The 21,222-nt window shown below is 65.9% G+C and carries 16 protein-coding genes and 1 tRNA gene; 9 read left to right on the top strand and 8 right to left on the bottom strand.

Annotation, left to right across the window (positions count from 1 at the left end; all coding sequences use genetic code 11):
- Nucleotides 1-111 precede the first annotated feature (111 nt).
- A complete protein-coding gene (locus AB0C03_RS04670) occupies nt 112-2,595 on the bottom strand; it encodes a M14 family metallopeptidase (RefSeq protein WP_357634195.1) in 2,484 nt (827 codons plus the stop codon).
- Between the two features lie 294 nt (nt 2,596-2,889).
- Here AB0C03_RS04670 and AB0C03_RS04675 point away from each other — a divergent pair, with 294 nt between their 5' ends.
- Complete coding sequence (locus AB0C03_RS04675; RefSeq protein WP_357593328.1) at nt 2,890-3,360, top strand: TspO/MBR family protein; 471 nt, start codon at nt 2,890-2,892, stop codon at nt 3,358-3,360.
- An 82-nt stretch (nt 3,361-3,442) separates the two neighbouring features.
- Nucleotides 3,443-4,978 (top strand): sigma-70 family RNA polymerase sigma factor, encoded by a 1,536-nt coding sequence (locus tag AB0C03_RS04680; RefSeq protein WP_357634198.1) that lies wholly within the window; start codon nt 3,443-3,445, stop codon nt 4,976-4,978.
- Between the two features lie 41 nt (nt 4,979-5,019).
- Here the strand turns inward: AB0C03_RS04680 and AB0C03_RS04685 are convergent, their stop codons facing one another.
- Nucleotides 5,020-5,577, bottom strand: coding sequence for a hypothetical protein (locus AB0C03_RS04685; RefSeq protein ID WP_210857790.1), 558 nt, complete (start codon nt 5,575-5,577; stop codon nt 5,020-5,022).
- A 191-nt stretch (nt 5,578-5,768) separates the two neighbouring features.
- On the opposite strand from AB0C03_RS04685, the gene AB0C03_RS04690 reads away from it, so the two are divergent.
- A complete protein-coding gene (locus AB0C03_RS04690) occupies nt 5,769-6,353 on the top strand; it encodes a transglutaminase-like domain-containing protein (RefSeq protein WP_357634201.1) in 585 nt (194 codons plus the stop codon).
- 104 nt (nt 6,354-6,457) lie between these two features.
- On the opposite strand, the gene AB0C03_RS04695 is transcribed toward AB0C03_RS04690, so the two are convergent.
- Nucleotides 6,458-6,571: transfer RNA gene (locus AB0C03_RS04695), tRNA-Ser, on the bottom strand.
- 1,025 nt (nt 6,572-7,596) lie between these two features.
- Between AB0C03_RS04695 and AB0C03_RS04700 the strand changes: the two genes are divergently transcribed.
- The gene (locus AB0C03_RS04700; protein ID WP_357634498.1) at nt 7,597-9,615 is read left to right on the top strand and encodes a sigma-70 family RNA polymerase sigma factor; all 2,019 of its coding nucleotides are present in this window, start codon (nt 7,597-7,599) and stop codon (nt 9,613-9,615) included.
- A 244-nt stretch (nt 9,616-9,859) separates the two neighbouring features.
- Here AB0C03_RS04700 and AB0C03_RS04705 read toward each other — a convergent pair whose 3' ends face one another.
- Both AB0C03_RS04705 and AB0C03_RS04710 read right to left on the bottom strand, forming a co-directional pair.
- On the bottom strand, nt 9,860-10,432 hold the full coding sequence (locus AB0C03_RS04705) for an ImmA/IrrE family metallo-endopeptidase (RefSeq protein WP_357634205.1): 573 nt from the start codon (nt 10,430-10,432) through the stop codon (nt 9,860-9,862).
- A 21-nt stretch (nt 10,433-10,453) separates the two neighbouring features.
- Nucleotides 10,454-10,924, bottom strand: coding sequence for a helix-turn-helix transcriptional regulator (locus AB0C03_RS04710; RefSeq protein WP_328366509.1), 471 nt, complete (start codon nt 10,922-10,924; stop codon nt 10,454-10,456).
- 315 nt (nt 10,925-11,239) lie between these two features.
- Here AB0C03_RS04710 and AB0C03_RS04715 point away from each other — a divergent pair, with 315 nt between their 5' ends.
- Genes AB0C03_RS04715 through AB0C03_RS04735 form a run of 5 tightly spaced genes read left to right on the top strand, consistent with a single transcriptional unit; the run spans nt 11,240 to nt 14,907 of the window.
- The gene (locus tag AB0C03_RS04715; protein WP_357634209.1) at nt 11,240-12,091 is read left to right on the top strand and encodes an AAA family ATPase; all 852 of its coding nucleotides are present in this window, start codon (nt 11,240-11,242) and stop codon (nt 12,089-12,091) included.
- On the top strand, nt 12,091-12,561 hold the full coding sequence (locus tag AB0C03_RS04720) for a CBASS system Cap8 protein (protein ID WP_357634212.1): 471 nt from the start codon (nt 12,091-12,093) through the stop codon (nt 12,559-12,561). The genes AB0C03_RS04715 and AB0C03_RS04720 overlap by 1 nt, the downstream gene beginning before the upstream one ends.
- Entirely contained in the window at nt 12,558-13,079 is a 522-nt protein-coding gene (locus tag AB0C03_RS04725; protein WP_357634215.1) for an HORMA domain containing protein, read from the top strand. Before AB0C03_RS04720 ends, AB0C03_RS04725 begins: the two co-directional genes overlap by 4 nt.
- Complete coding sequence (locus AB0C03_RS04730; RefSeq protein ID WP_357634218.1) at nt 13,076-13,972, top strand: CBASS oligonucleotide cyclase; 897 nt, start codon at nt 13,076-13,078, stop codon at nt 13,970-13,972. Before AB0C03_RS04725 ends, AB0C03_RS04730 begins: the two co-directional genes overlap by 4 nt.
- On the top strand, nt 13,969-14,907 hold the full coding sequence (locus tag AB0C03_RS04735) for an S-4TM family putative pore-forming effector (protein WP_357634221.1): 939 nt from the start codon (nt 13,969-13,971) through the stop codon (nt 14,905-14,907). Before AB0C03_RS04730 ends, AB0C03_RS04735 begins: the two co-directional genes overlap by 4 nt.
- A gap of 74 nt (nt 14,908-14,981) precedes the next feature.
- Here the strand turns inward: AB0C03_RS04735 and AB0C03_RS04740 are convergent, their stop codons facing one another.
- The 3 genes from AB0C03_RS04740 to AB0C03_RS04750 are packed head-to-tail and all read right to left on the bottom strand — an operon-like array spanning nt 14,982 to nt 21,147.
- Nucleotides 14,982-18,116 carry a type I restriction endonuclease subunit R gene (locus tag AB0C03_RS04740; protein WP_357634224.1) on the bottom strand — a complete coding sequence of 1,045 codons (3,135 nt, stop codon included), beginning with the start codon at nt 18,114-18,116 and terminating at the stop codon, nt 14,982-14,984.
- Nucleotides 18,116-19,318, bottom strand: coding sequence for a restriction endonuclease subunit S (locus AB0C03_RS04745; RefSeq protein ID WP_357634227.1), 1,203 nt, complete (start codon nt 19,316-19,318; stop codon nt 18,116-18,118). The genes AB0C03_RS04740 and AB0C03_RS04745 overlap by 1 nt, the downstream gene beginning before the upstream one ends.
- Nucleotides 19,315-21,147, bottom strand: a complete 1,833-nt coding sequence (locus AB0C03_RS04750) for a type I restriction-modification system subunit M (RefSeq protein WP_357634230.1) — start codon at nt 21,145-21,147, stop codon at nt 19,315-19,317. The genes AB0C03_RS04745 and AB0C03_RS04750 overlap by 4 nt, the downstream gene beginning before the upstream one ends.
- Between the last annotated feature and the right edge of the window lie 75 nt (nt 21,148-21,222).

Here is a 21,222-nt window from a genome sequence, read left to right on the forward strand (position 1 = left end):
CCACCGAACGAGGACCTATCCGCGCTGCCGACGCCCGCGCGGGCCCTGCTGACCGTTGCCCCGCCGGTGCGGGTGACATCGACCGGCGGGGCAACGATCACGGTACGCGGACTACCTCTTGGCGATCTTGATCGTCGCCGTCCGGTAGTTGTTGCGCCTGTCGTTCTTCGTCGGGTCGTAGTTCTTCTCGATGTTGCCGGCGCTGTCCACCGAGAACCAGCGGAACGTCGTCGTCTCGGTCACGTGGAACACCTGCCCCGGCTCCCGGAACTCGGTGGCCGCGTAGCGGGGCGACTGGAGCGTGGGCCGGCTGCCGTCGGTCGTGTAGTAGATGGTGGCCGGCTCGCTCGTCTCGAAGCGTACGTCCACCGGCCCGCGGTAGGTCCCGGCGCCCGGAACGAGCTGCGATGTCGGGTTCTTCCTGTCCCGTCCCCAGTCCGCCGCCACCCGGAACATCTCCATGATCCCGTTGGCGTACTCCATCGTCTCGGCGTGGCCGCTGACCAGCTCGGGGTTGCCCGCCCACTCCGGCTGGAACGAACCGCCCTGCCAGTCGCCGGTGGCCGGGTTGTAGACGGAGCCGCCGACCTCCCAGCCGAAGGCGTAGATCCCGTAGGTGTGGTACAGGTCCTCGCGCACGTTGCCGGCGGAGGAGTAGAGGACGTCGGACGAGCCACCGACGTTCTCCGGCGTGACGACGGTCTCCCGGTGCGCCTTGACCTGCGACAGGATCCGGGCCGCCGACTGCCAGTAGAACGCCTCGTCACCCAGCGGCGGGCGCGGCGTGGTGATCCGCCCGTCCGCGATGTACGCGCCGGGCTGCCAGAACAACTGGCCGCCGTTGGAGTGCACCGACATCATGAACTTGATGTTCCTGTACTTCTCGACGAGCCAGATGATGTTCTTCGACTCGGGCTCGGACAGCTCCTCCGGGCCCTGGTAGGTGCCGCTGACGCAGTTGGTCGAGCCTCCCGCGTACCCGTCGTGACCCGACCCGACCCGGTAGTTGCGGTTCAGGTCGACGCCCCAGGAGTTCCGCTGCCCCGGGTCGGCCGTCGCGTCCGGGCAGTGGTTCGTCAGGTTCTTCCGCTGCGAGGCGAAGTTGTAGAAGCTGTAGTTCGCCCCGTCGGGGTTGTTGGAGAGGATGAAGAAGACGTCGGTGTTGTCGACGATCTCCTTCGTCTCGCGGTCGGACCGGTAGTTGTGCACCAGACGCTCGGCTGACTCCAGGCTGGTCGTCGCCGGCACCCACTCGCGGGCGTGGTCCTGCGCCTGGATCAGGACGCCGGGCTTCTTGCCGTCACGGTGCTTGCCGATCCGCAGGACGGGAATCGTGACCGGGCCGCGGGCCACCTCACCCTCGGGCGCGCCGACGCGCTTCTGGTCGAGGAAGTCGGTCAACGCGACCGGGCCGGCCGTCGCCGCGACGACACCGGTGCCCGTGTTGGTGCGGTACGGGTGCGCCCGGTCGATGAGGCCCTGGGACCCGGTCCGCAGCGCGTCCGCCACCTGGGTGGCGGTGCTCGCCGGAGCGCCGGAGGCGTCGGTGGCAAGCAGCACACGGACCGCCTTGCCGGTGACCTCAACGGCGAGCGGCAGGTCCGCCTCCGGCCGGTCCACGAACTCGACTGTGACGTCGTTGCCGCCCTCGTGGCCCCACGCCGCCGAGCTGACCACGACTGCCGACTGCCCCGTACCGCCGATCGTGGCCTGCGCCTTGCGCTGGTAGCCGTTGGTCTGGTTCGGGAGGTAGACGATCTCGGCGATGTCCGGGTACTGGCGGGCGATCTCCTTCGCCCGGCTGTACAGCTGCTGCGGGTGCTTGTACCCGTCCACGAAGTCCGACTTGTAGGTCGGGTTCGCCGTCAGCGGCGGCGGAGCGTTCTCCAACCAGTCGGAGACCTTGCCGGTGGTGACGCCACCGGTCGAGCTCGTGACCCGGATCTGGGTCGGCCGCGCGTCGAGCTTGAACAGGTTCCGGTGGAACATGTACTGCCCGGAGTCCACGAAGCGGCTCATCGTCCGGGCGAAGCCGAACGACGTGCCCCGGCCCGAGTCGTTCTCCAGCTGCATCCCGACGACCGGGTCCGCCTGCTGTCCCTCGGTGGTGCGCGCCTCGACGTACAGGAAGCCCTGGCCCTTGGTGGTGAACCAGTCGGCGCGGGCGATCCGCACCGTCGCGTCGTGGCTCGCCGACTGCGCCGCGCGGGCGGCGGCGTTGCCCTGGAGGCCGCCGTCGGCCTCGTCAGCCCAGACGAAGCCCGCGTCATCGGCGAGGACCTCGACGCCCATCGCCGTCAGTTCGGTGATCTGCTCGGCGGTGAGCACCGCCTCGCCCTCGATGCCGGTCGGCACCCGCTTGAGACCGTGTTCGAGGTCGAAGCCGGCGGCGACGACCTTGTCCAGCATGTCCGCCCCAGCCAGCTTGACGTGTACGCGGCGGACCTGGTCCCGGTTCTCCAGCTGGGATCGTGCGGAGCCGGCCGTGGCGGCCGACTGCGCGGGTTCCGCGCCCGCCGGCCCGGTCGACACGAGGACGCCCGCCAACAGTGCGGGCAGCGCCACGAACGCGATGCGCCGTTGTCTGCGTCGCATTGTCCCCTCCTTCTCCTTACGACAGGTGAATGATGTGCTCGCGACCATCCACAAAGGAGGGATGGTTGACGCTCGCGCACCCTGGGTCGGGGCACGGTGACGGTTGGCGTAGCGAGGAGGTCCGGGAGGCCGTGCGCGAGTTGGCTGAGCGTATGCGGATCTTCGACGGCATCGGCTCGGATCAACGTAATTTGAGCATTACTTGAGGCACACCACGACACAGGACCCGGCGCCTCGCCGAGTCCCCCTCGACCGGCTGTGGTTGATCCGGCACCGGCGGGGTAGCTGAACGGCATGCGACTTCCAACCCTGGTCAAGACCGCGGCGGCGGTCACCGTCACGGCCGCCGCAGGTACGGCGGTGAACGACACCTCCAACGGCTGGTACCGGCGACTGCGCAAGCCGAGCTGGCAGCCACCGCCCGTGGCGTTCCCGCTGGTCTGGACGCCGCTGTACGCGCTGATCGCGGTGGCGGGCGCCCGCGCCCTGGACCGCACCAGCGGAGCCGAGCGCGCCGCGTTCACCCGCGCCTACGCGCTCAACCTGGCGCTCAACTTCGGATGGAGCGCGCTGTTCTTCAAGGCCCGCAGGCCCACCGTCGCGCTGGCCGAGATCGCCGCGCTCAACGCCTCCAACGTCGCGCTCATGCGCCGCGCCGCGCACGCCGACACCGCCGCAGGTGCCGCACTCGCCCCGTACGTCGCGTGGACGCTCTTCGCCACCGTGCTCAACGGGGCCATCGTCCGCCTCAACAGCGACAGGTGACAGCTCAGTTTGTGTGACCTGGGCGGGTCCCAACCCATCTCCACGGTGTACGAGAATGTCCCGTGAAGGCGAGGTTGTGAGCGTGACCCATCACGCGTACCCGAACAGGACCGACCTGTCGGCGGTAGTGGACGCGGCCCGCCGCGGCGACCACACCGCGATGGATGAGCTGGTCTCGCACTACCTGCCACTGGTGTACAACATCGTGGGCCGGGCGATGAGCCGTTCCGCGGACGTCGACGACGTGGTCCAGAACACGATGCTGAGCGTCGTACGCGGGCTGGCAGGCGTACGCGATCCGCGGCTGTTCCGGTCCTGGCTGGTGGCCGTCACCATGAACGAGGTACGGGCGCACAAGCAGTACCGGCACACCACACCCACGGCGCCGGAGGACATCGACAACCTGGTCGTCCCGGGCTCCGACTTCGAGGACCTGACACTGACCCGGCTCCGCCTGTCCGATGAGCGCCGGGAGGTCGTGCTGGCCACACGGTGGCTGGATGACGACCACCGCCATTTGCTGTCCCTCTGGTGGCTGGTCGAGGCCGGTCACCTCTCCCGCGCCGACCTGGTCGACGCCCTGCGCCTCGACGCGCATCTCGTGACCGTCCGGGTGGGCCGGATGAAGGCGCAGCTGGACACCGCGCGGCTCGTCGTACGGGCCCTCACCGCCCGGCCCGGCTGCGCCGGCCTCATCGACACGGCCGCCGACTGGGACGGCCAGCCGGCTCCGGTGTGGCGCAAGCGGCTGGCACGGCACATCCGCGACTGCACGTACTGCCCGAACACCACCTCCGATCTGGTTCCCGCCGAGCGGCTGCTCGCCGGCCTCGCGCTCACGCCGGTCCCGGCCCGCCTCGCGTCGGACGTCTCCCACCAGGCCCAGCTCGTCGCCACCTCGCAGGGCGCCGCCTCGACAGGCGCGTACGCGAAGGCCGGACTGGTGCCCAAGGCCCGCCTCACGGCACTGTCGCTGCCCAAGACCCTGGTCGGCGCCGTCGCGGCCGTCGCCATGGTCGGAGGAGGCGGGCTCATCATCACCACCTATGCCGACCGGCCGACGAAGCAGCCGGCGAGCGTCACAGCCGCCGAACCCTCGGCGCAGGTCACCGACCCCGCCCCCGAGCCGACCGAACCCGCTGTCGAGTCGCCCTCCCCCACGGCGCCCGAACCCTCCCCGAGCGCCGCACGCCCGAGCCCCACCCCCAGCAGGTCGGCGACGCCGACGCGAACCCCGTCACCGACGCCGAACAGGCCGGCCAAGAAGTCGGCCGCCGCTCTGCCGGCCGGCGTGTCCGCCACCGAACAACGCCTGCTGGTGCTGCTCAACGAACGACGCCGCGCGCTCGGGCTGACCGAGGTCAAGATGCGCACCAACGAGCAGAACCTCGCGGAGGACTGCGTGAAGCGGAACCTGGACGCGGGCACCTTCGAGCACTGCGGGCACGAGGTCCTGTTCGCGTCCTCGGGCAACTCCCCGCCCGAGCAGATCATCGAGGCGTGGTTCAACAGTCCCGGCCACAAGACGGCACTGACCTACGCCAGCTCCCGCTTCGCCGGCCCCGCCATCGTCTACAACGGCTCCCGCCAGATCGCCGCCATCAACATCGACTACTGAGGCTCTCCGGCCCGGCGACGGTCGTCGCCGGGCCGGCCCGCCTACGCCCCACCCCCGACAGGTGGCATCGGCCGCACTGACGCCTCGGCGGCCAGCCGCGCCGCCAACCGTTCATCGAGGTACGCGGCCACCCGCGCATCCTCGGCCGGGGCCAGCGTCGTCCGGCACAGGTAACGAGGCTGCTGGTCCGCGCAGTCCAGGCGGTACGCCTCCCGCATCCGAACGGCGTGCCTGATCGCCGTCCACGGCAACCGCAACGCCGCATGAGCGGTGTGCCACTCGATGGCCTCCGCGGTGAACACGTACCGCACCGGCGCGCTCAACTCGGCGTGACGTCGCAGGTACGCGGAGCCGTTGATCAGCCCCGCGATGCACCAGACCGCCCCGAACGGGACGCCGAACAGCCCGGCTAGAAGCCACCCGCCGTCGGCCGTGAACGTACCGAGGCTCGTGATCGACAACAGCAGACCCGAGATGACGAACAACCAGCTCATCCGCCGCAGATCCCGTCGCAACAACCGCGTGAACCGCACGTCGGGAGTGACGAGCAGGTCGAACCCGCCCTGGAAGCCTCCCTGGTTGAGCCTCACGTCGCTCACGCTTACCCCTCACCGTCGTCGATGCCAGCCGCGAAGAACCTAGACCCTGCCGGCGCGTTGCCGCAGCTGTGGCCGGGAATGAGGGTGACAGGCCGAGCATGGCTGCGGTGAGATGGGACCGTTACCGTACGCGACGGGTCATGGCGCGATGGAGCAGCCTCGATCCGACAAGCGGCGGGGAAAGGACAGCTGTGCAACTGGTCGCGGGCGAACCGATGGAGTACCTGGGCGGTGACACGGTCGTCGAGGTGGACCATCCGGCAGTGCGGGCGTTAGCTGGTCAACTTCGCGCCGCGCACCCGGACGACGTCGACTTCACGCGGGCCGCCTTCGCATGGGTTCGTGACCGGATCCGGCACTCCGTGGACGCCCAGGATCCGCGGATCACCGTCACCGCCGGCGAGGTGCTCAGCGCCGGCGTCGGCCTCTGCTATGCCAAGTCGCACCTGCTGGTGGCCGTGGCCCGGGCCGCCGGCGTTCCGGCCGGGTTGTGCTACCAACAGCTGACCGACGGGGGAAAGCCCTTCCTGCACGGCCTCGTTGCCGTACACCTTGCGGGCCGCTGGCATCGCCAGGACCCGCGCGGCAACCGCACCGGCATCGACGCCCAGTTCCGGCTCGGGCGTGAGCAACTGGCCTACCCGATCACCGACGGCTCGACCGGCCTCGATCTTCCTGAAGTGCACGTGCGCCCCTCGCCCAATGTGATCGCAGCCCTGCGCGGTGCTCGAGACGCTCTTGAACTGTGCCGCGCCGGGTTGCCCGCTACGCCCTGAGCTGGGACAGCGGATGCCGGGCACCCGCCGAGCCGCCATCCGCCGCGGCCGTACACGAAAAGGCCCCGGCCCGGCGTGAACCACCAGGTCGGGGCCTTGATCGTTGGTGCGCCGCCAGGGACTCGAACCCCGAACCCGCGGTTGTCGACAAGGTTTCCCTCGAACTTGTCATTGATCGTCAAGAAACACCGTTGGCCTGCACGAACTCACCTAGCCGCCGATCATCACTTGTGGGTAGTAGTCAACACTTAGAGGAGGTTTTCGGGGGGTAAACGGGGGGCGATATCCCGATCCCCTCGCGCCTAAGCAAGCTCCTCGTTGCCGCCTTCAAGATCATAACTCCGCGCCACCCCTACATCCGCGTCAGGAGCGCCATCCGCCGCACCCGCATTCGCGGCCCCGGTTGCCCGGCACTGACCTCCGGGCGAGGCGCTCCGCCGGAGGTATACAAGCGGGTGACAAAGGGCGTAGGCCCGGATGATCTCTGAACGTTGCGCCGGTTCGCTTCCCCGCAGAACGATCAACAGCCCAATGAGCCAGACGACCAGAGCGGCTCCGCCAACGAGGGCCACCGCGCCGCCGAAGGCCGAAAGGCCAGAAATACCACGTTCAATCCCGCCCACCGCCGGCATCCCTTCTTAGGTTCTCGCTGCTCCGGCCTTGAGCATCTGGGTCGGCTGGTCGGCGGCGCTAGAGGGACTTACAGGTACCGCTCCCGAGCGTCCGGATGGCATACGTTACCTTCTAAGTTTACAAAACTTGCCGACCCGCCGCGATTCCGGGGAGTTCCATCAGATGCCAGGTGGCCCGCTGGACGAACTGGCCGCCGCACTGCGTCGGCTTCATCGTCGGGCCGGCGAGCCAAGCACTCACGAGATCGGAAAGGGGATCAACTACAGCCATACGACGGTCGCGCAAGCATTAAAATGCACGAGATGCCCCTCTTGGCCTGTGATGACGGCCATTGTTACCTTCTTAGCTGGCGATCTTGAGGAGTTCAGGGCGTACTGGGTGGCCGTACGCGATGCCCAGGATCCCCTGCCGGCGGATACATCGAAGCTAGCCCCGTCACTGCGACAGCTCCGACACGACGAGGCTCAGGTTGACGACGCACCCGGCACGCCACCCACAGGCAGTGAACGAGTGGTACTGCGCTGGAAGACCCGACTAGAGACAATCGAGTTCCTCGATGAGGGGCTTGCGTTGGAGTGGATCAAGGCTCGCATGCGGATGGGTGACGAAGATGAATAGCCATCACGACAGCGATCCTTCCATCGAAGATCTCCTCAGGCTTAGCGAAGAAAGTCGGGCGCGGTTCGAGGACAACCAAGATCTCGGCAACCTCGATCAGGCAATGGAGTACCTGGAGCAAGCATGTGCGAGATCGTCTGACGACCCCGCTTTGCTAGGACGCCTGCGGGCCGATCTCGCTGCCTTACTGTGGGTTAGATTCACCTTCACAAATTATCCAGGCGATCTTGATCGGGCGACGCGAGAACTACAGGCAGCCGCTGAGACGTCGCCACAGGATGATCCAATCCGCGGCACGACGCTCGTCAACCTGGCCAACGCATTACGTGCACGCTTTGCCCGATCAGGTGCCCTGGCAGACCTTGACGCCGCCATCAATGTAGGCCGGCAGGCCGTCACGGCAACCGCTGGCGATCCCACTCGCGCTGCCGCACTCGCCAGCCTGGCCGATGCATTACGTGCACGCTTTGCCCGATCAGGTGCCCTGGCGGACCTTGATGCAGCCATCAACGTAGGCCGGCAGGCCGTAGCGGCAGCCACTGACGATGACCCCAACCGAGCCATTGCGCTGTCCAACCTCGGCAGCGTCCTACGCGAGGCAGGCCAACTACAAGACGCCATCTCATACCACCAACGCGCACTCGAACTCTTCACCGCGACCGCAGACCGACACGGCGAAGCCCGAGCACTGTCCAACCTCGGCAGCGTCCTACGCGAGGCAGGCCAACTACAAGACGCCATCTCATACCACCAACGCGCACTCGAACTCTTCACCGCGACCGCAGACCGACACGGCGAAGCCCGAGCACTGTCCAACCTCGGCAGCGTCCTACGCGAGGCAGGCCAACTACAAGACGCCATCTCATACCACCAACGCGCACTCGAACTCTTCACCGCGACCGGCGATCCGCATGATCAGGCACGAGCGCTGTCCAACCTCGGCAGCGTCCTACGCGAGGCAGGCCAACTACAAGACGCCATCTCATACCACCAACGCGCACTCGAACTCTTCACCATGACCGGCGACCGACACGGCGAAGCCCGAGCACTGTCCAACCTCGGCAGCGTCCTACGCGAGGCAGGCCAACTACAAGACGCCATCTCATACCACCAACGCGCACTCGAACTCTTCACCATGATCGGAGACCGACACAGTGAAGGCGCAGTGCTCAACGACCTTGGAACGACCTACCGCGGGCTAGGTCGAATGCAGGACGCCGTCTCCTACCACGAACGAGCGCTTCAACTCTTCACCATGATCGGAGACCGACACAGTGAGGGCGTAGTGCTCAACGACCTCGGCAACACGTATCGTATTCTGGGCAGACGTGACGAAGCGCTTCGTGCATTCGAGCAGGCGGGAGCACAATTTGAGAGTGCGGGAGCCTTTCACGCTGCCGACGTAGCACGCAAGGCGAGCCGGACAGACGCTCCCGCCACAGGCCAACGAGGCGATAGAGCGAAAATCAACAAGCCAACCAGCCGTCCGCACGATATCACCTCCCCATCGGACGCCCGGGGAAGCCTGGCGGCCTCCTCAACCGAGCGTCATGACGAATTCAGTCAGTTCTACAGAGACTCGGTTCCAGCTCTAGTTACATTCCTCGTCTGGCAAGGCGCAGGGTTCACTGATGCCGCCGATATAGTGCAGGAAACCATGATCGACGCTCTCCGAAGTTGGCCCAACATTACGGATCCACGGACCTGGGTCCGACGCGTCGCCTCTCGAAAGTATGCACGCCGCATCACAACCAGCGAGCCACCGGCGCGCGAGGTGAGCAACAGCCCGTTAGTACCAACAGACGTTGACGTGGCGGAGTGGGAACAGCGTCAAGACGTCCTGCGCCTGCTCGCCGAACTTCCTACAAGACAACGCCAAGTAATGGCGTGGACTCTAGATGGTTACACGACGGCTGAAATAGCACAGGAGTTGAAACTTTCGCCAGAGGCAGTCCGTGCTTCCTTGGCGAAGGCACGAAGTACGCTCGTTCGACTACTGGATCGCGAATAGGGGGCCTCGCCGTAACTCATACACAGTGCTATTCCCAGATCGAACGGCTTGCAGCGAACACGCTCGAACGGCAGGCTGCGTTCGGAATGCAATACGGTGACGCGCTGGGGCGGGTTCGACGCGGTCCGGGTGACGCGCACTTGGCCATCGAGCTTCACGCTGTTCACCATCCCCCTGAGCACCAACCTGCGCCGGCCGTCGTGGCCGCCGCTGTCGCGGCGGCGCTGACCCGGGTCCAAGATCTCTACTGCCGCGCGCTTCGGTTGGAGCGGGAGCGTTGGACTTGCAGGAGCACACCGCTCGCATTCAAGCGATATCTGGCCATTGGCACACTTACGTGGTGCTTTGCCGCAATCACGTCGGGGGTTGACGCGGCGTACGCCTCTCGGAGCAGCAGCGGCCTGGGCAGAAGTAGGCAGCCAGCGAGCCAGTTCGCCTCTTCTTCCTGTTCGGGGTTGCAGGTGAAGAAGGTGTGACCGGCGAGTTGCTGGATCTCTCGGATCTCATGGTTGAGGAGCACGTGGGCGATCTCGTGCGCAATGTCGCTGTTGGTTCGCCCGATCTCGCTGAGCGGGTTGCAGACGATGACAGTCCGGCCGCCGGGCAGGTGGAACGTCGCCGCCGAGAACGCGCCGTGTTGCAACTCGTCCAGTTCCTCAAGATCTGCGCGGTCGACGAGGTGGTCGGCCGGATGGATCTTGATGTCGAGGTGCGCGGCGAGGTCACGGATCGGCATGTGGGCATCCGGTTGGAGCCCGAGTTCGGTTCGGGTGCGGTCGGCCAGTCGTTCGGCCTCTGTCTTGAAGCCTCGTCGCATCGGAATGTCCGCCTCGTCCGCTTAGTGTTCTGGCTGCGGCATGGATTCCAGCTTCTGCTGCATCTGTTCAAGCAGGCTGGAGAGCTTGCGCGAGGCTTCTGGCTTGAACGTTGCTGAGGCGCGAAGGTGTACCCGTATCGGCCGTTGCGTGCTGGCAAGGCTGGTGTACAGCTCGCGGACAAGCCCGGCGATCTTCTCGGCAGCCGCGTCGGTCAGGTTCGGGTCACGGGCGAGGTGGTGGGCGATGACCTCCGGGGTGTTCTCGGTCCTGATCCGGGGCGGCTGAAAGAACCGCTCGGGCGGCAGGCCGAGCCAATGCACGATGCGCCGGAAGTTCGCCAGATCGGGAAGGTCCCCCTTCTCGACTCGCGCCAGCGTATTGAACGGCACTTCGGCCTGTTCGGCCGCTGCGCGGAGGCTGAGCCGTCCACGTTTGAGGCGCTCGGCGCGCACAAGCCGTCCCAACAGATCGATGTCGATCGGATCGCTCACCTGCACCTCCATCGCCGAGACCGAACTGACTGTCGAGATCAAAAGTATCTCTTCCGCCAATTGGCGCATACCCGAGGGCTGACACACGACGCACAGCGCCCGCCCACGCCCCCTCGCTTGTACCTTTATCGGTACATGCCGTACAGTCCTCAACGTCAAGAGTAGCTCGACACGTCTACGTGTCGGGCTTGATTCACGCGCGAGCCGACGCGGGAGGGGCGTCAGCTGGCGCTCGTTGCGGATTTTGGGGGGAATATGACAAGCAGTCTTCGCGGGTCTGTAGTCCGGCGGCTGCCGGATGGAGCGGCACCGGGGGTGGCCGATGCGCGGCTGTTGCCGAACGATGAGTTCGCCGCCGCGTGGTCGGCGATCGTGTTGCCGGACGGGATGAAGCAACGGTTGCTGCGCACGGCGGTCGCCGAAGCGCATCTGCGCGCGGCGGTGCCGTTCGACGCGCTGCCGTTGCACGGGGTCGTTCTGCTCACGGGCAAGCCCGGCGTCGGCAAGACCACCGTCGCGCGGGGTCTGGCGGACCGGGTGGCCCGCACCGTCCCTGACGCTGCCGGATGGTTGTTCGTGGAGGTCGATCCGCACAGCCTGACCAGTTCGTCGTTGGGGCGCAGCCAGCGTGCGGTGGAGCAGTTGTTCGGGACCCTGCTGAACGAGCACGCCGCTGCGGGTCCGATGGTGGTGTTGCTCGATGAGGTGGAGACGCTGTTTACCGACCGGGCGGCGCTGTCGATGGAGGCTAACCCTGTTGACGTGCATCGGGCGGTGGACGCCGCGCTTGTCGGGCTCGATCGGCTCGCCCGTCGCCACCCGCAGATGCTGATCGTGGCGACGACCAACTTCAGTGACGCGCTCGATCCGGCGTTAGCCTCGCGGGCGGACTGGATCGTCGAGGTGCCGCTGCCGGATCGCGCCGCGCGCCGGCAGATCCTCGAGCACGCCGCTGCGGCGGTCGCCGCCGCGTTCCCTGGAGCGCGTCGGCTGCTGGAACCTACGCTGCTGGACGCGGGGGCCGAGGAGTCCGACGGCCTCGATGGGCGCCGGCTGCGCAAAGCCGTCGCTGCCGCCTGCGCGTACCGGCAGGAGGCGCAGGGTGACCCCGACCGGGTCACCGGTCAGGATCTACTCGCGGTGCTGCGCGAGGAAGGCGGCCACTGATGAGCGTCGCATCACGGCAGGTGCCGTCCGTACCCGTCCGCACGTCGGCCGCGACCTGGAACACCATCATCGACCTGCTCACCCCACCAGGTGCCAGCGCTCGCGCTGACTTGGCGGCGGTCACGAGCACGGTGGCCATGCTGATCGCCGAGGAGTACACCGGCGAGGCGCCGATCGTGGTGATGCCGGTCGTGGGAGACCGGGTGCGGATCTACACGCTGCATGGCGCAGAGGCAGTCGAGGGCGAGGACCCGGCGGCTCTGGCGACCTGGCCGTTGGCCGAGTCCGGCTGGCGGATCTCGCTGCCGTGCGGAGTGGACGACCTCAGCGAGGTCCGTACCGCGTTGCGGCCCTATCCGCATTTCGAGGTCCGGGATGTCACCCAGGGCATCACCACGGCCAGTGCGGTGGCGCAGCAGGGCACCAGCGGTCGTGTCGCGATCGACTACGCGGAACTGGAGCGATCGTGACCACCGCCGTCCGCGTCAACACCTACGCTCACGCGAGCACGCACGTCGCGACGAACATGCTGCGCGGGATGAAGCAGATCATCCGGGAGAGCGGCCTGAGCACCAGCAAGATCACGGGCGAGTGGGCGCTGCTGGAGGCGGGCATCGCCGCGTGGCTCAACTCCGGGCACCTCAAGGGCCTGGTGCTGGAGATCTACGACCCGGGCAGGCGCGCTGGAGGCGATCTGGTGGGGCGTTTCGACTTCACCATCGACTACCGCTACTACGGCGACGGTGACGGCGAGTTGTGGCTGGACCCGGACACCGTCTCCTACACGGTGCTCAAGAACGGCTCGTACCCGTCGCGCTGTAACTACCAGTTGATTGCCGACACCGCCCCCGGCTACCCGTCGGTGGACGGCTGGTCCACCACCACGTTTCGCTCGACTGCCGAATTTACCCGGCACTCCGTCGGCACTGCCATCGGCGGCGGCGGCCTCGGCGCTGGGCTGCACTACTACACCAGGAGCAACGGATGATCAGCGTCAACGAGGCGTTCTTCAAGTTCCGCTCCAACCTGGAAACCACCGCCACCGAGGACGCGTCCGCGAGCGCCCGGCAGAAGCGAATCCGGGAGCAACTCGACGCCGACGCCACCCTCGAAATCATCAGGGACTTCCTCACCGGCGCCTACCGCCGGCACACGAAGACGAAGCCGCTGCGCGACGTCGACATCATGATCGTGCTGGGCAACACCGAGTACCTAGACCGGCACCCCCGCGACATCCTCGAAGTCGTACGGGCCGCCCTGGTCCCCTACTACGGCGCGGCCCGCGTCTGTTGCGACCGACGCGCTGTCCGGGTGGATTTCGGGATCCGCATCGTCGACGACGTCAGCGATGCCGACGAGGTCGTGTCCTTCGATGTCGTACCCGCCTTCACCAACAACGACCATTACTTGATCCCCGACGACGTCACCGGCGAGTGGGTACACACCAACCCCGAACTGCACTACGACGCGGCACGGGACGCCAACAAGGACTTCGCGGAGCAATGGAAACCACTCGTCAAAATGATCAAGAAGTGGAACCAGGTCGCCGGGCACCCGGTCGAGCCGTCCTTCCTCATCGAGGTGATGGCCCTGGAGCTGATCACCGGTCCGTGGACCGGCAGCCACGCCCGCGAGCTACGACAGTTCTTCGCCAGCGCGGCCAGCCGAATCGATGAGGGCTGGCCTGACCCGGCCCACATCGGACCCGATGTCTCCGACGTCGTGGACAACGACCCAGCGAAGATGGACACCGGCCGCAAGGCGCTCCGCGCGGCCGAGGCCGCTTGCACTACCGCGATCAACCTCGACCGGACCGGACGCACCAGCGAAGCCCTGACCGCATGGCGCGCCCTGTTCGGCCCGCTGTTCCCGCTCTCATGACCATCACCTCTGCGCCTCGACCCGTGCCGGAAGGAGCCCCGGCCCGAATCACTCAGCGCCAAGACGAGCCACAGCACCTCAACCGGCTCCTCGCCTACAGCCGCGACTACCAAGTTGCCCACCGCTGGCGGCGCGCCCGCGCCCTCGGCACGTTCGCTCTCGCCGCGGTCGGCCCATTCATCTCCTTGTTCATCCCGGCCACCACCGATCTGGTCGCCGCCATCAGCGCCGGATGGCTCGTCCTTGGCCGCACCCTGCTAACCGGGATGGAACAGCGAGCCACCCAACACGCCGCCCGAGTCCAGGAACTCTACGACACCAATCTCTTCCATTTGTCGTGGAACACCGCCCTCGCCGGCCGCAAACCTGCACCCGAAGATGTGGCCGCCTCTGCCCGCCATATCACCGACGACACTAAATACCGCAACTGGTACAGCGTCGACCTCGGCTCCACACCCTGGCCCGCCGACGTACTGCTCTGCCAGCGCCAAAGCATGGTGTGGAGCCGCCAAGAACATCGCGCCTATAGCGCCACCATCCTGACCACCGGCGTGATCTGGTTCATCATCGGACTGGTCATCGCCCTCTTACGCGATCTGAGCCTTGCCGACTACCTGATCAAGATCTTCCTACCCAGCGCCCCAGCCTTCCTCGACACCATCGAACTCGCCCGACAGCACTGGCAACACGCCAACGCGCGCCAACAAGCTGAACACAAGATTGACGACCTCTGGCAGGCATACACCGCCCAACCCGACACACTCGCCATCAGCAACTGCCGAGAGATCCAAGACGCCGCCTTTCTACTCCGCCGCGACGGACCCCGCGTGCCGAACCTGTTCTACAAACTACGCAGAGCTAGATCGGAAGCCAACACCAAAGCCGGAACCGCAGCGCTACTAGCCGGAAGCCAAGCAGGGCAGGCGCCCGACTGACCGGTCCACTCTCGATGACAACAGCCAGGAGCATTTCTGCGAGCCTGTACCGCGCGGTCCTATTCCAGGCCCACTCACGCGTCGGTCCGCTGATCGATTGCTGCCTCGTAGAAGGCGTCCGCGAGCGCCATGATGACAGCGTTAATGCCAGGGCCGTCGCTGAAGAAGTAGTCGGCCATGGTGTTGTGGGCGTCCTGGTTGTCGACGACCGCCTCGCTGACCGCCGCTTGGAAGTCCTGCGATTCCATGAACTGCTTCTTCGAGTTCACCTTGGCCTGGCTGACCAGGTCCGGGTAGGCGAGCAGCCGTTGCACCAGTCCCTGCACGAACTCACGGACCTGAGATGCGGAGAACGACTCGGCCCCGAAGAGGTCGTTCATCTTATCGATGACGACCTGTAGGGCGACATACTTCGGCTCCTTTCGGGTGCCGGTGCCTGCGGCACCGATGCCCTTGAGCTGGCCGTCACCGGTCAGCGAGATGTTGACCGCAGTCGCCTTGGTGTGCTTGACCCCGACCAGGACCACGTCGGAGAGGTCGACCTCCGCAGCCCAGGAGGAGTCCGCGATGACCTTCTCCAGGAGCCGCAGGAAGATCGACAGACTCTCCATGTACGGGTCGCCGTAGTTGACGATCTGGCTCATGAAGTCGTAGAGCCGGACGCAGGTGGAGACGTCCTTGCGGAACAGGTCGAGGGTGTTGAGGGTGACCTTGTCGTCGGCCTCGATCGCGGCCGCGTAGCGGCGGGCGAAGTCGTTCTTGGCCGGGCTGATCGCGGATGAGAGCGCGTTGTTGCCTTTGCGGGCGACCCACAGTGCGGCGACCTCGCGTACCTGCTCTGGCGTGTAGATCCCGGCCTGGGCGAGCTTGTTGGCCAGGTGGACGACAATGTACGGATCGGTCTCGGTTTCCAGGGTGGCGTTGGTGAAGTACGGCTCGAACGCAGTGCGGATGTCTTCAGGCTTGTTCACGAAGTCGATGACGAACGTCTTGCGCTTCTGCTCCCCGCCTGCCGTGCGGTGAGTGCGGTTGAGCCGGGAGAGCGTCTGCACGGCGGTGACCCCGGATAGCTTCTTGTCGACGTACATCGCCGAGAGCAACGGCTGGTCGAACCCTGTCTGGAACTTGTTGGCGACCAACATGATCTTGTACGTCGCGCCCTTGAAGGCGGCGGCGAGGTCCGGGCCGGCGCCGGGGTTCAGTTTGGCCTCGGTGAACTCGTCGTCCTTGCTCGGCTGCGGGCCCCAGTCCGACGCCCACTCCTCATCCTCGGCCATCCTCACCGAGGCGGAGAAGGCGACCAGGGTGCGGTAGCTGTACGAGGCGTCCTTGGCGGCCCGCTTGGCGATGTAAGCGTCGATCGCCTTCTTGTACTTCACCGCGGCCTTGCGCGAGTCAGTCACGACCATTGCCTTCGCCTTGCCCTCCAAGAGGTGGGCGACGTTGGTATGGAAGTGCTCAACGATGATCTGTACCTTCTGGCTGATGTTGGTCGGGTGCAGCTTCACCCATCGCATCAGCCCCTTACGTGCCGCGGCCTCCTCCACCTCGTCGCCGTCGCCGGTTTCAGCCTTGCCGGCGATCTTCAGCGCGGTGTCGTAGGACTGGTAGCCCCTGAGCACGTCGAGGATGTAGCCCTCCTCGATCGCCTGCCGCATCGAGTAGAGGTGAAACTCGACCGGCTTCCCGTCAGGACCCTTGCGGCCGAAGAGCTCCAGCGTCTTGTTCTTTGGCGTCGCCGTGAACGCGAAGTAGGAGATGTTCTCCGACTCGGCCCGCTCGGTCATCTCCGAGGCCAGGATCGCCTCGACGTCGACCTCACCACCCTCCTCGATCTCCTTGACCTCCTCCGCGGTCAGCACAGCCTTCAGCTTGGAAGAGATCTGCCCGGACTGCGACGAGTGCGCCTCGTCGGCGATCACCGCGAACCGCCGGCCCTTCAGCGACGAGTCGGCCCGGATCTCGTCGAGGGCGAACGGGAAGGTCTGCACCGTCACCGCGATGATCAGCTCCCCGTTCTTCAGAGCGGTCGCCAGCAGCCCGGACTTCGACTTCGCCCCCGCCTTGCGGACGTCCTCCGGGCTGATCGTGGCCACAATCTTCCCCGACCCATCGATCTGCCGGATCGCCTCCTGGAGCTGCCCGTCGAGCACGGTGCGGTCCACGACCACGATCACCGAGTCGAAGACCTTCTCGTCGTTCACGTGTAGCCGCGCCAGCCGGTGCGCGGTCCAAGCGATGGTGTTCGTCTTCCCCGACCCTGCCGAGTGCTCGATCAGGTAGCGATGCCCCACCCCCTCCTCGCGCACGGCGGCCACGATGTCCGTCACGGCCTCCCACTGATGGAACCGCGGGAAAAGCATGCTCGTACGCCGCACCGACGTTCCGGTCGCGACATCCCACTCCTCCCTGGTCTCCACGATCATCAGCCGGCCGATGATGGTGAGCCAGGCGTCCTTCTCCCAGACCCGCTCCCACAGGTACGCCGTCGCCGACCGGCTACCCTCACCCGGCGGATTCCCCGCACCACTGTCGTGACCCATATTGAACGGCAGGAAGTGCGTCGTCTCGCCCTCCAACTTGGTGGTCATCGCGGCCAGATCGTTGGACACCGCAAAATGAACCAGCGCCCGATGCCCGAACGACAACAGCGGCTCCGGCCGCCCGTTTGTCAACGGATGCCGGTTCTTGCGGTACTGGTTGATCGCCTCATCGAGAGACTGCGTGAAGTCGGTCTTCAACTCGACGCTGGCCACCGGGAGCCCGTTGACGAAGAAGACCAGGTCGAGACTGCGCCGGTCAGCGGTAGAGAAATGCACCTGCCGCATCACCCGCACCCGCATCGCCGCGTACTGCTCGTTGGTGGTCCGGTTCAGGCTGGTCTCGGGGCGGAACTGCGCCATCTTCAACCGGCCACCACCGATGTACTGCACCCCGTTACGCAGGATATTCAGCGTCCCGCCACCATGCTCAAGAGGCTTGTCGAGCGCCGTGGTCAGCACGTCGAGGAACTTCGCCTGCGACCCCGCAGCCTTCAACGCCTTTGCGTACGCCGCCTGCTGGGTGTCCTCGAGCCAAGCGAACAGGTCCTCGGGAAAGAGCGCCCGCTCCCGATCGTAGCCAGTGTCACTTGCCGAGTACAGCCACCCTTGGGACTCCAGGTGCGCGCAGATCTCGGACTCGAAGACGACCTCGTTGTGATCGGGCATCAGGCGGCCTCGCGTACGTCGATCTTGCCTGCTACGGCCGCACTGATCAGCGCGGACCGCCGCTCCCACGCGAGGTCGATGAAGCGCTGAGCTTCGGCGATGAGCGAATCGATCCTCGCAGTCTGATCATCGAGGTGCGCCGTGATCCGCTGCTGTTCGTCGATCGACGGCACCGCGACCTTGAAGTCAGCGAGCAGCGGACGCCGTAGAGACTCCATGGTGACCGTGTTACTACCCGCGAGTGCGACGGGACGAAGGAATGTCGAGAGGAAGTAGTAGAAGTACCAGCCTGTGACGTTCGTGAAGTTTGTGAATACGTAGACCCGCTGGTGTGCTTCGAACTTTCCATCGAAGTAGTGAAATACCTTGCCGGTGCCGCCCTGACCGTCGCCAGGCGTCATGACCGCTTCCCCGTCGAACGAGTAGTGGTCGATCCGCAGGACCTCACGACCACGTACGTAGAACGGGTATTCGCCGCCATCAGTGGCGTTTCCAGAGTCTTCGGAACCTGTTGTGATTGTGCAAAGATACCGGGTAGGAACCATTCGCCAGTGTTTCGGCACGGCACCCAGCAGGTCCACCCCAGATGGCACGGTCTCTGCGTTATCGAGACCGCATAGTAGCGCTGACCGGATGGTTGCCTCGCGCCGCTCGCGGAGCATTTCGATCAGGCGCTGCTGCTCCTCGATGAGCGTGTCGACGCGGGCGGTCTCGCGGTCGAGGTAGTCGGCGATGGCGCACTGCTCGTCTGCCGACACGAGGGGTGCGGTCATCGACTGCAGGTCGCTGATGTTCAGCCGGGGAGTTCGAACGTTCCCGGCGTCGGTTCCGCCGATGCCCCGAACCAGGCTCGCCATCGTCGCGACAGTGAATCCGCTGGTTAGGAAGTAGTTCAGCCACCGCTTGTCGACCCTCGGGTCAACTCGCAGCACCGCGTAGTCCGGGCTGACGACCCCGTCCTCCGGCGCGATGCCGAGCGCGCCCTGGAACGCCCGCATTCGGTTGATGACAAGGTCGCCCGCGCGGCAGACCTTGTAGTTGGATAGATCCTCGGAAGCCGCCCGCGTGGTCGTGTCCGACGCCGCCCGACGTCGGACGCCCCAACTGATCGAGACCGACAGCAGCGGCAGTGCCTCGGATTCCGCCCCCGCCCGCACGTCAGATTCGGTGAGCAGCCACTTGAGGCGGACCGAGTCGGTCATCCTTCGACCTCTCGCAGCAGGTCGAGGATCTTGGCGACCTGCTTCTCCAGGTCTGCGTCGATCTCGGCGAGGGGGCGGGGTGGGACGTACTTGTAGAAGTGGCGGGTGAAGGGGATCTCGTAGCCGGTCTTGGTCTTGGCCCAGTCGATCCAGGCATCAGGCACGTGCGGCTTCACCTCGGCGTCGAAATAGGCCTGAATGACCTCGGCCTTGCCAGCCGCACCGGCGCTCGAGCCGCCGTAGGTGAATGGGACGTTCTCGGTGTCGCGCTTCTTAGTGTCCGGTTTGGGTTTGCCGTTGCGGTCGACGACGGGGTTGCCGGACTCGTCGAGGAGGGGGCGTTCGACGGTGATGGTCCAGTAGCCGAACTCGTCGGTGCGAAGCACCTTGGAGTAGTCCGGATCGGCGTCGGTGAAGTAGGCGTACAACTGCACCACCTTGGCACGATCAACCTCGCTGATCTCGCGGCCCTTGGAGCCGAGGTTCTTGCGCATCTTGGTCCAGAACGAGGTGCCGTCGATGAGCTGGACCAGGCTCTTGCGGTCGGGGTGCTTGGTGTTGTCGAGGATCCAAATGTAGGTGGCGATGCCGGTGTTGAAGAACATGTTGGTCGGCAGCGCGACGATGGCATCGACCAGGTCGTTCTCCAGCAGCCATTTCCGGATGTTGGAGGGGCCGGATTCGGCGGCGCCGTTGAAGAGCGGCGAGCCGTTCATCACGATCCCGGCCCGGCCGCCGCCGTCCTCCGGCGCCCGCATCTTGTGAACCAGGTGGAGCAGGAAGAGCATCTGCCCGTCAGAGGTCGCCGGGAGGCCTGGGGCGAACCGGCCGTAGGGGCCTGCTTCGTCGCGCTCTTTCGTGACCGCCTTGGCGTACTGCTTCCAGTCGACGCCGTAGGGCGGGTTGGACATGCAGAAGTCGAACTGGCGGCCCTTGAACGCATCGTCGGTGAGGGTGTTGCCGAAGGCGATGTTGGTCGCGTCGTGGCCCTTGGCCAGCAGGTCGGACTTGCAGATCGCGTACGACTGCGGGTTGTATTCCTGGCCGTACAGGCGCAGTTTCGCGCTGGGGTTCTGTGCGAGCAGGTGCTCCTCGGCCAGGGCGAGCATGCCGCCGGTGCCCGCGGTTGGGTCGTACAACGCGCGGATGATATCGGCCTCGGTCAGGTCGGCGTCCTTCTCGGCGAAGAGAAGGTCGACCAGGAGCCGGATCGCGTCCCGCGGTGTGTAGTGGTCGCCGGAGGTCTCGTTCGCGGCCTCGTTGAACTTACGGATGATGTACTCGAACGCATCGCCCATGTCGGCGTTGTCGACGACGTCCGGATGCAGGTCGACGGCCTTGAAGGACGTGATGACCTCGCGCAGGAGCCCCGCCTTCTCCAGGGCGAGGATCTCCTTCTTGAAGTCGAAGTACTGGAACACGTCGACATCGGGCGAGAACCGGTCGATGTAGTCGGCCAGGTTGTCCGCCAGCCCGTCCGCGTCTGCCAGGAGGTTGGCGAAGGAGTAGTTCGAGGTGTTGTAGAACGGTCTGCCGGTCGCCTTCTTGACCTCGATCTTGAGCCGGTTGGGGTTGTCGTACTTCGCCGCCAGCGCGCGCACCGTCTCCCGGTCGGGCTCAAGGATGCAGTCGAGGCGTCGCAGGATTGTGAGCGGGAGGATCACGTTGCCGTACTGGTTGGGGCGGTAGGGGCCCCGAAGGTGGTCGGCAATCGACCAGATGAAACTGCCCAGAGCGCTCACAAGGCTCCTTACAACGATCATTCGGCCACAAACGTCGGGCGACCAGCGTATGCCCATGCGTGCCGTCCAACAGGTCGCGGCGCACACTGTGCAGCAGCCGTCGCGTCGTACAACCTAGTCGTTCATCACCACACCGGCGTACCTGCGGCCGGTAGTGGCGCG

Origin of the sequence: Micromonospora parva (assembly GCF_040649675.1) — a bacterium.
Lineage (GTDB): Bacteria > Actinomycetota > Actinomycetes > Mycobacteriales > Micromonosporaceae > Micromonospora > Micromonospora parva.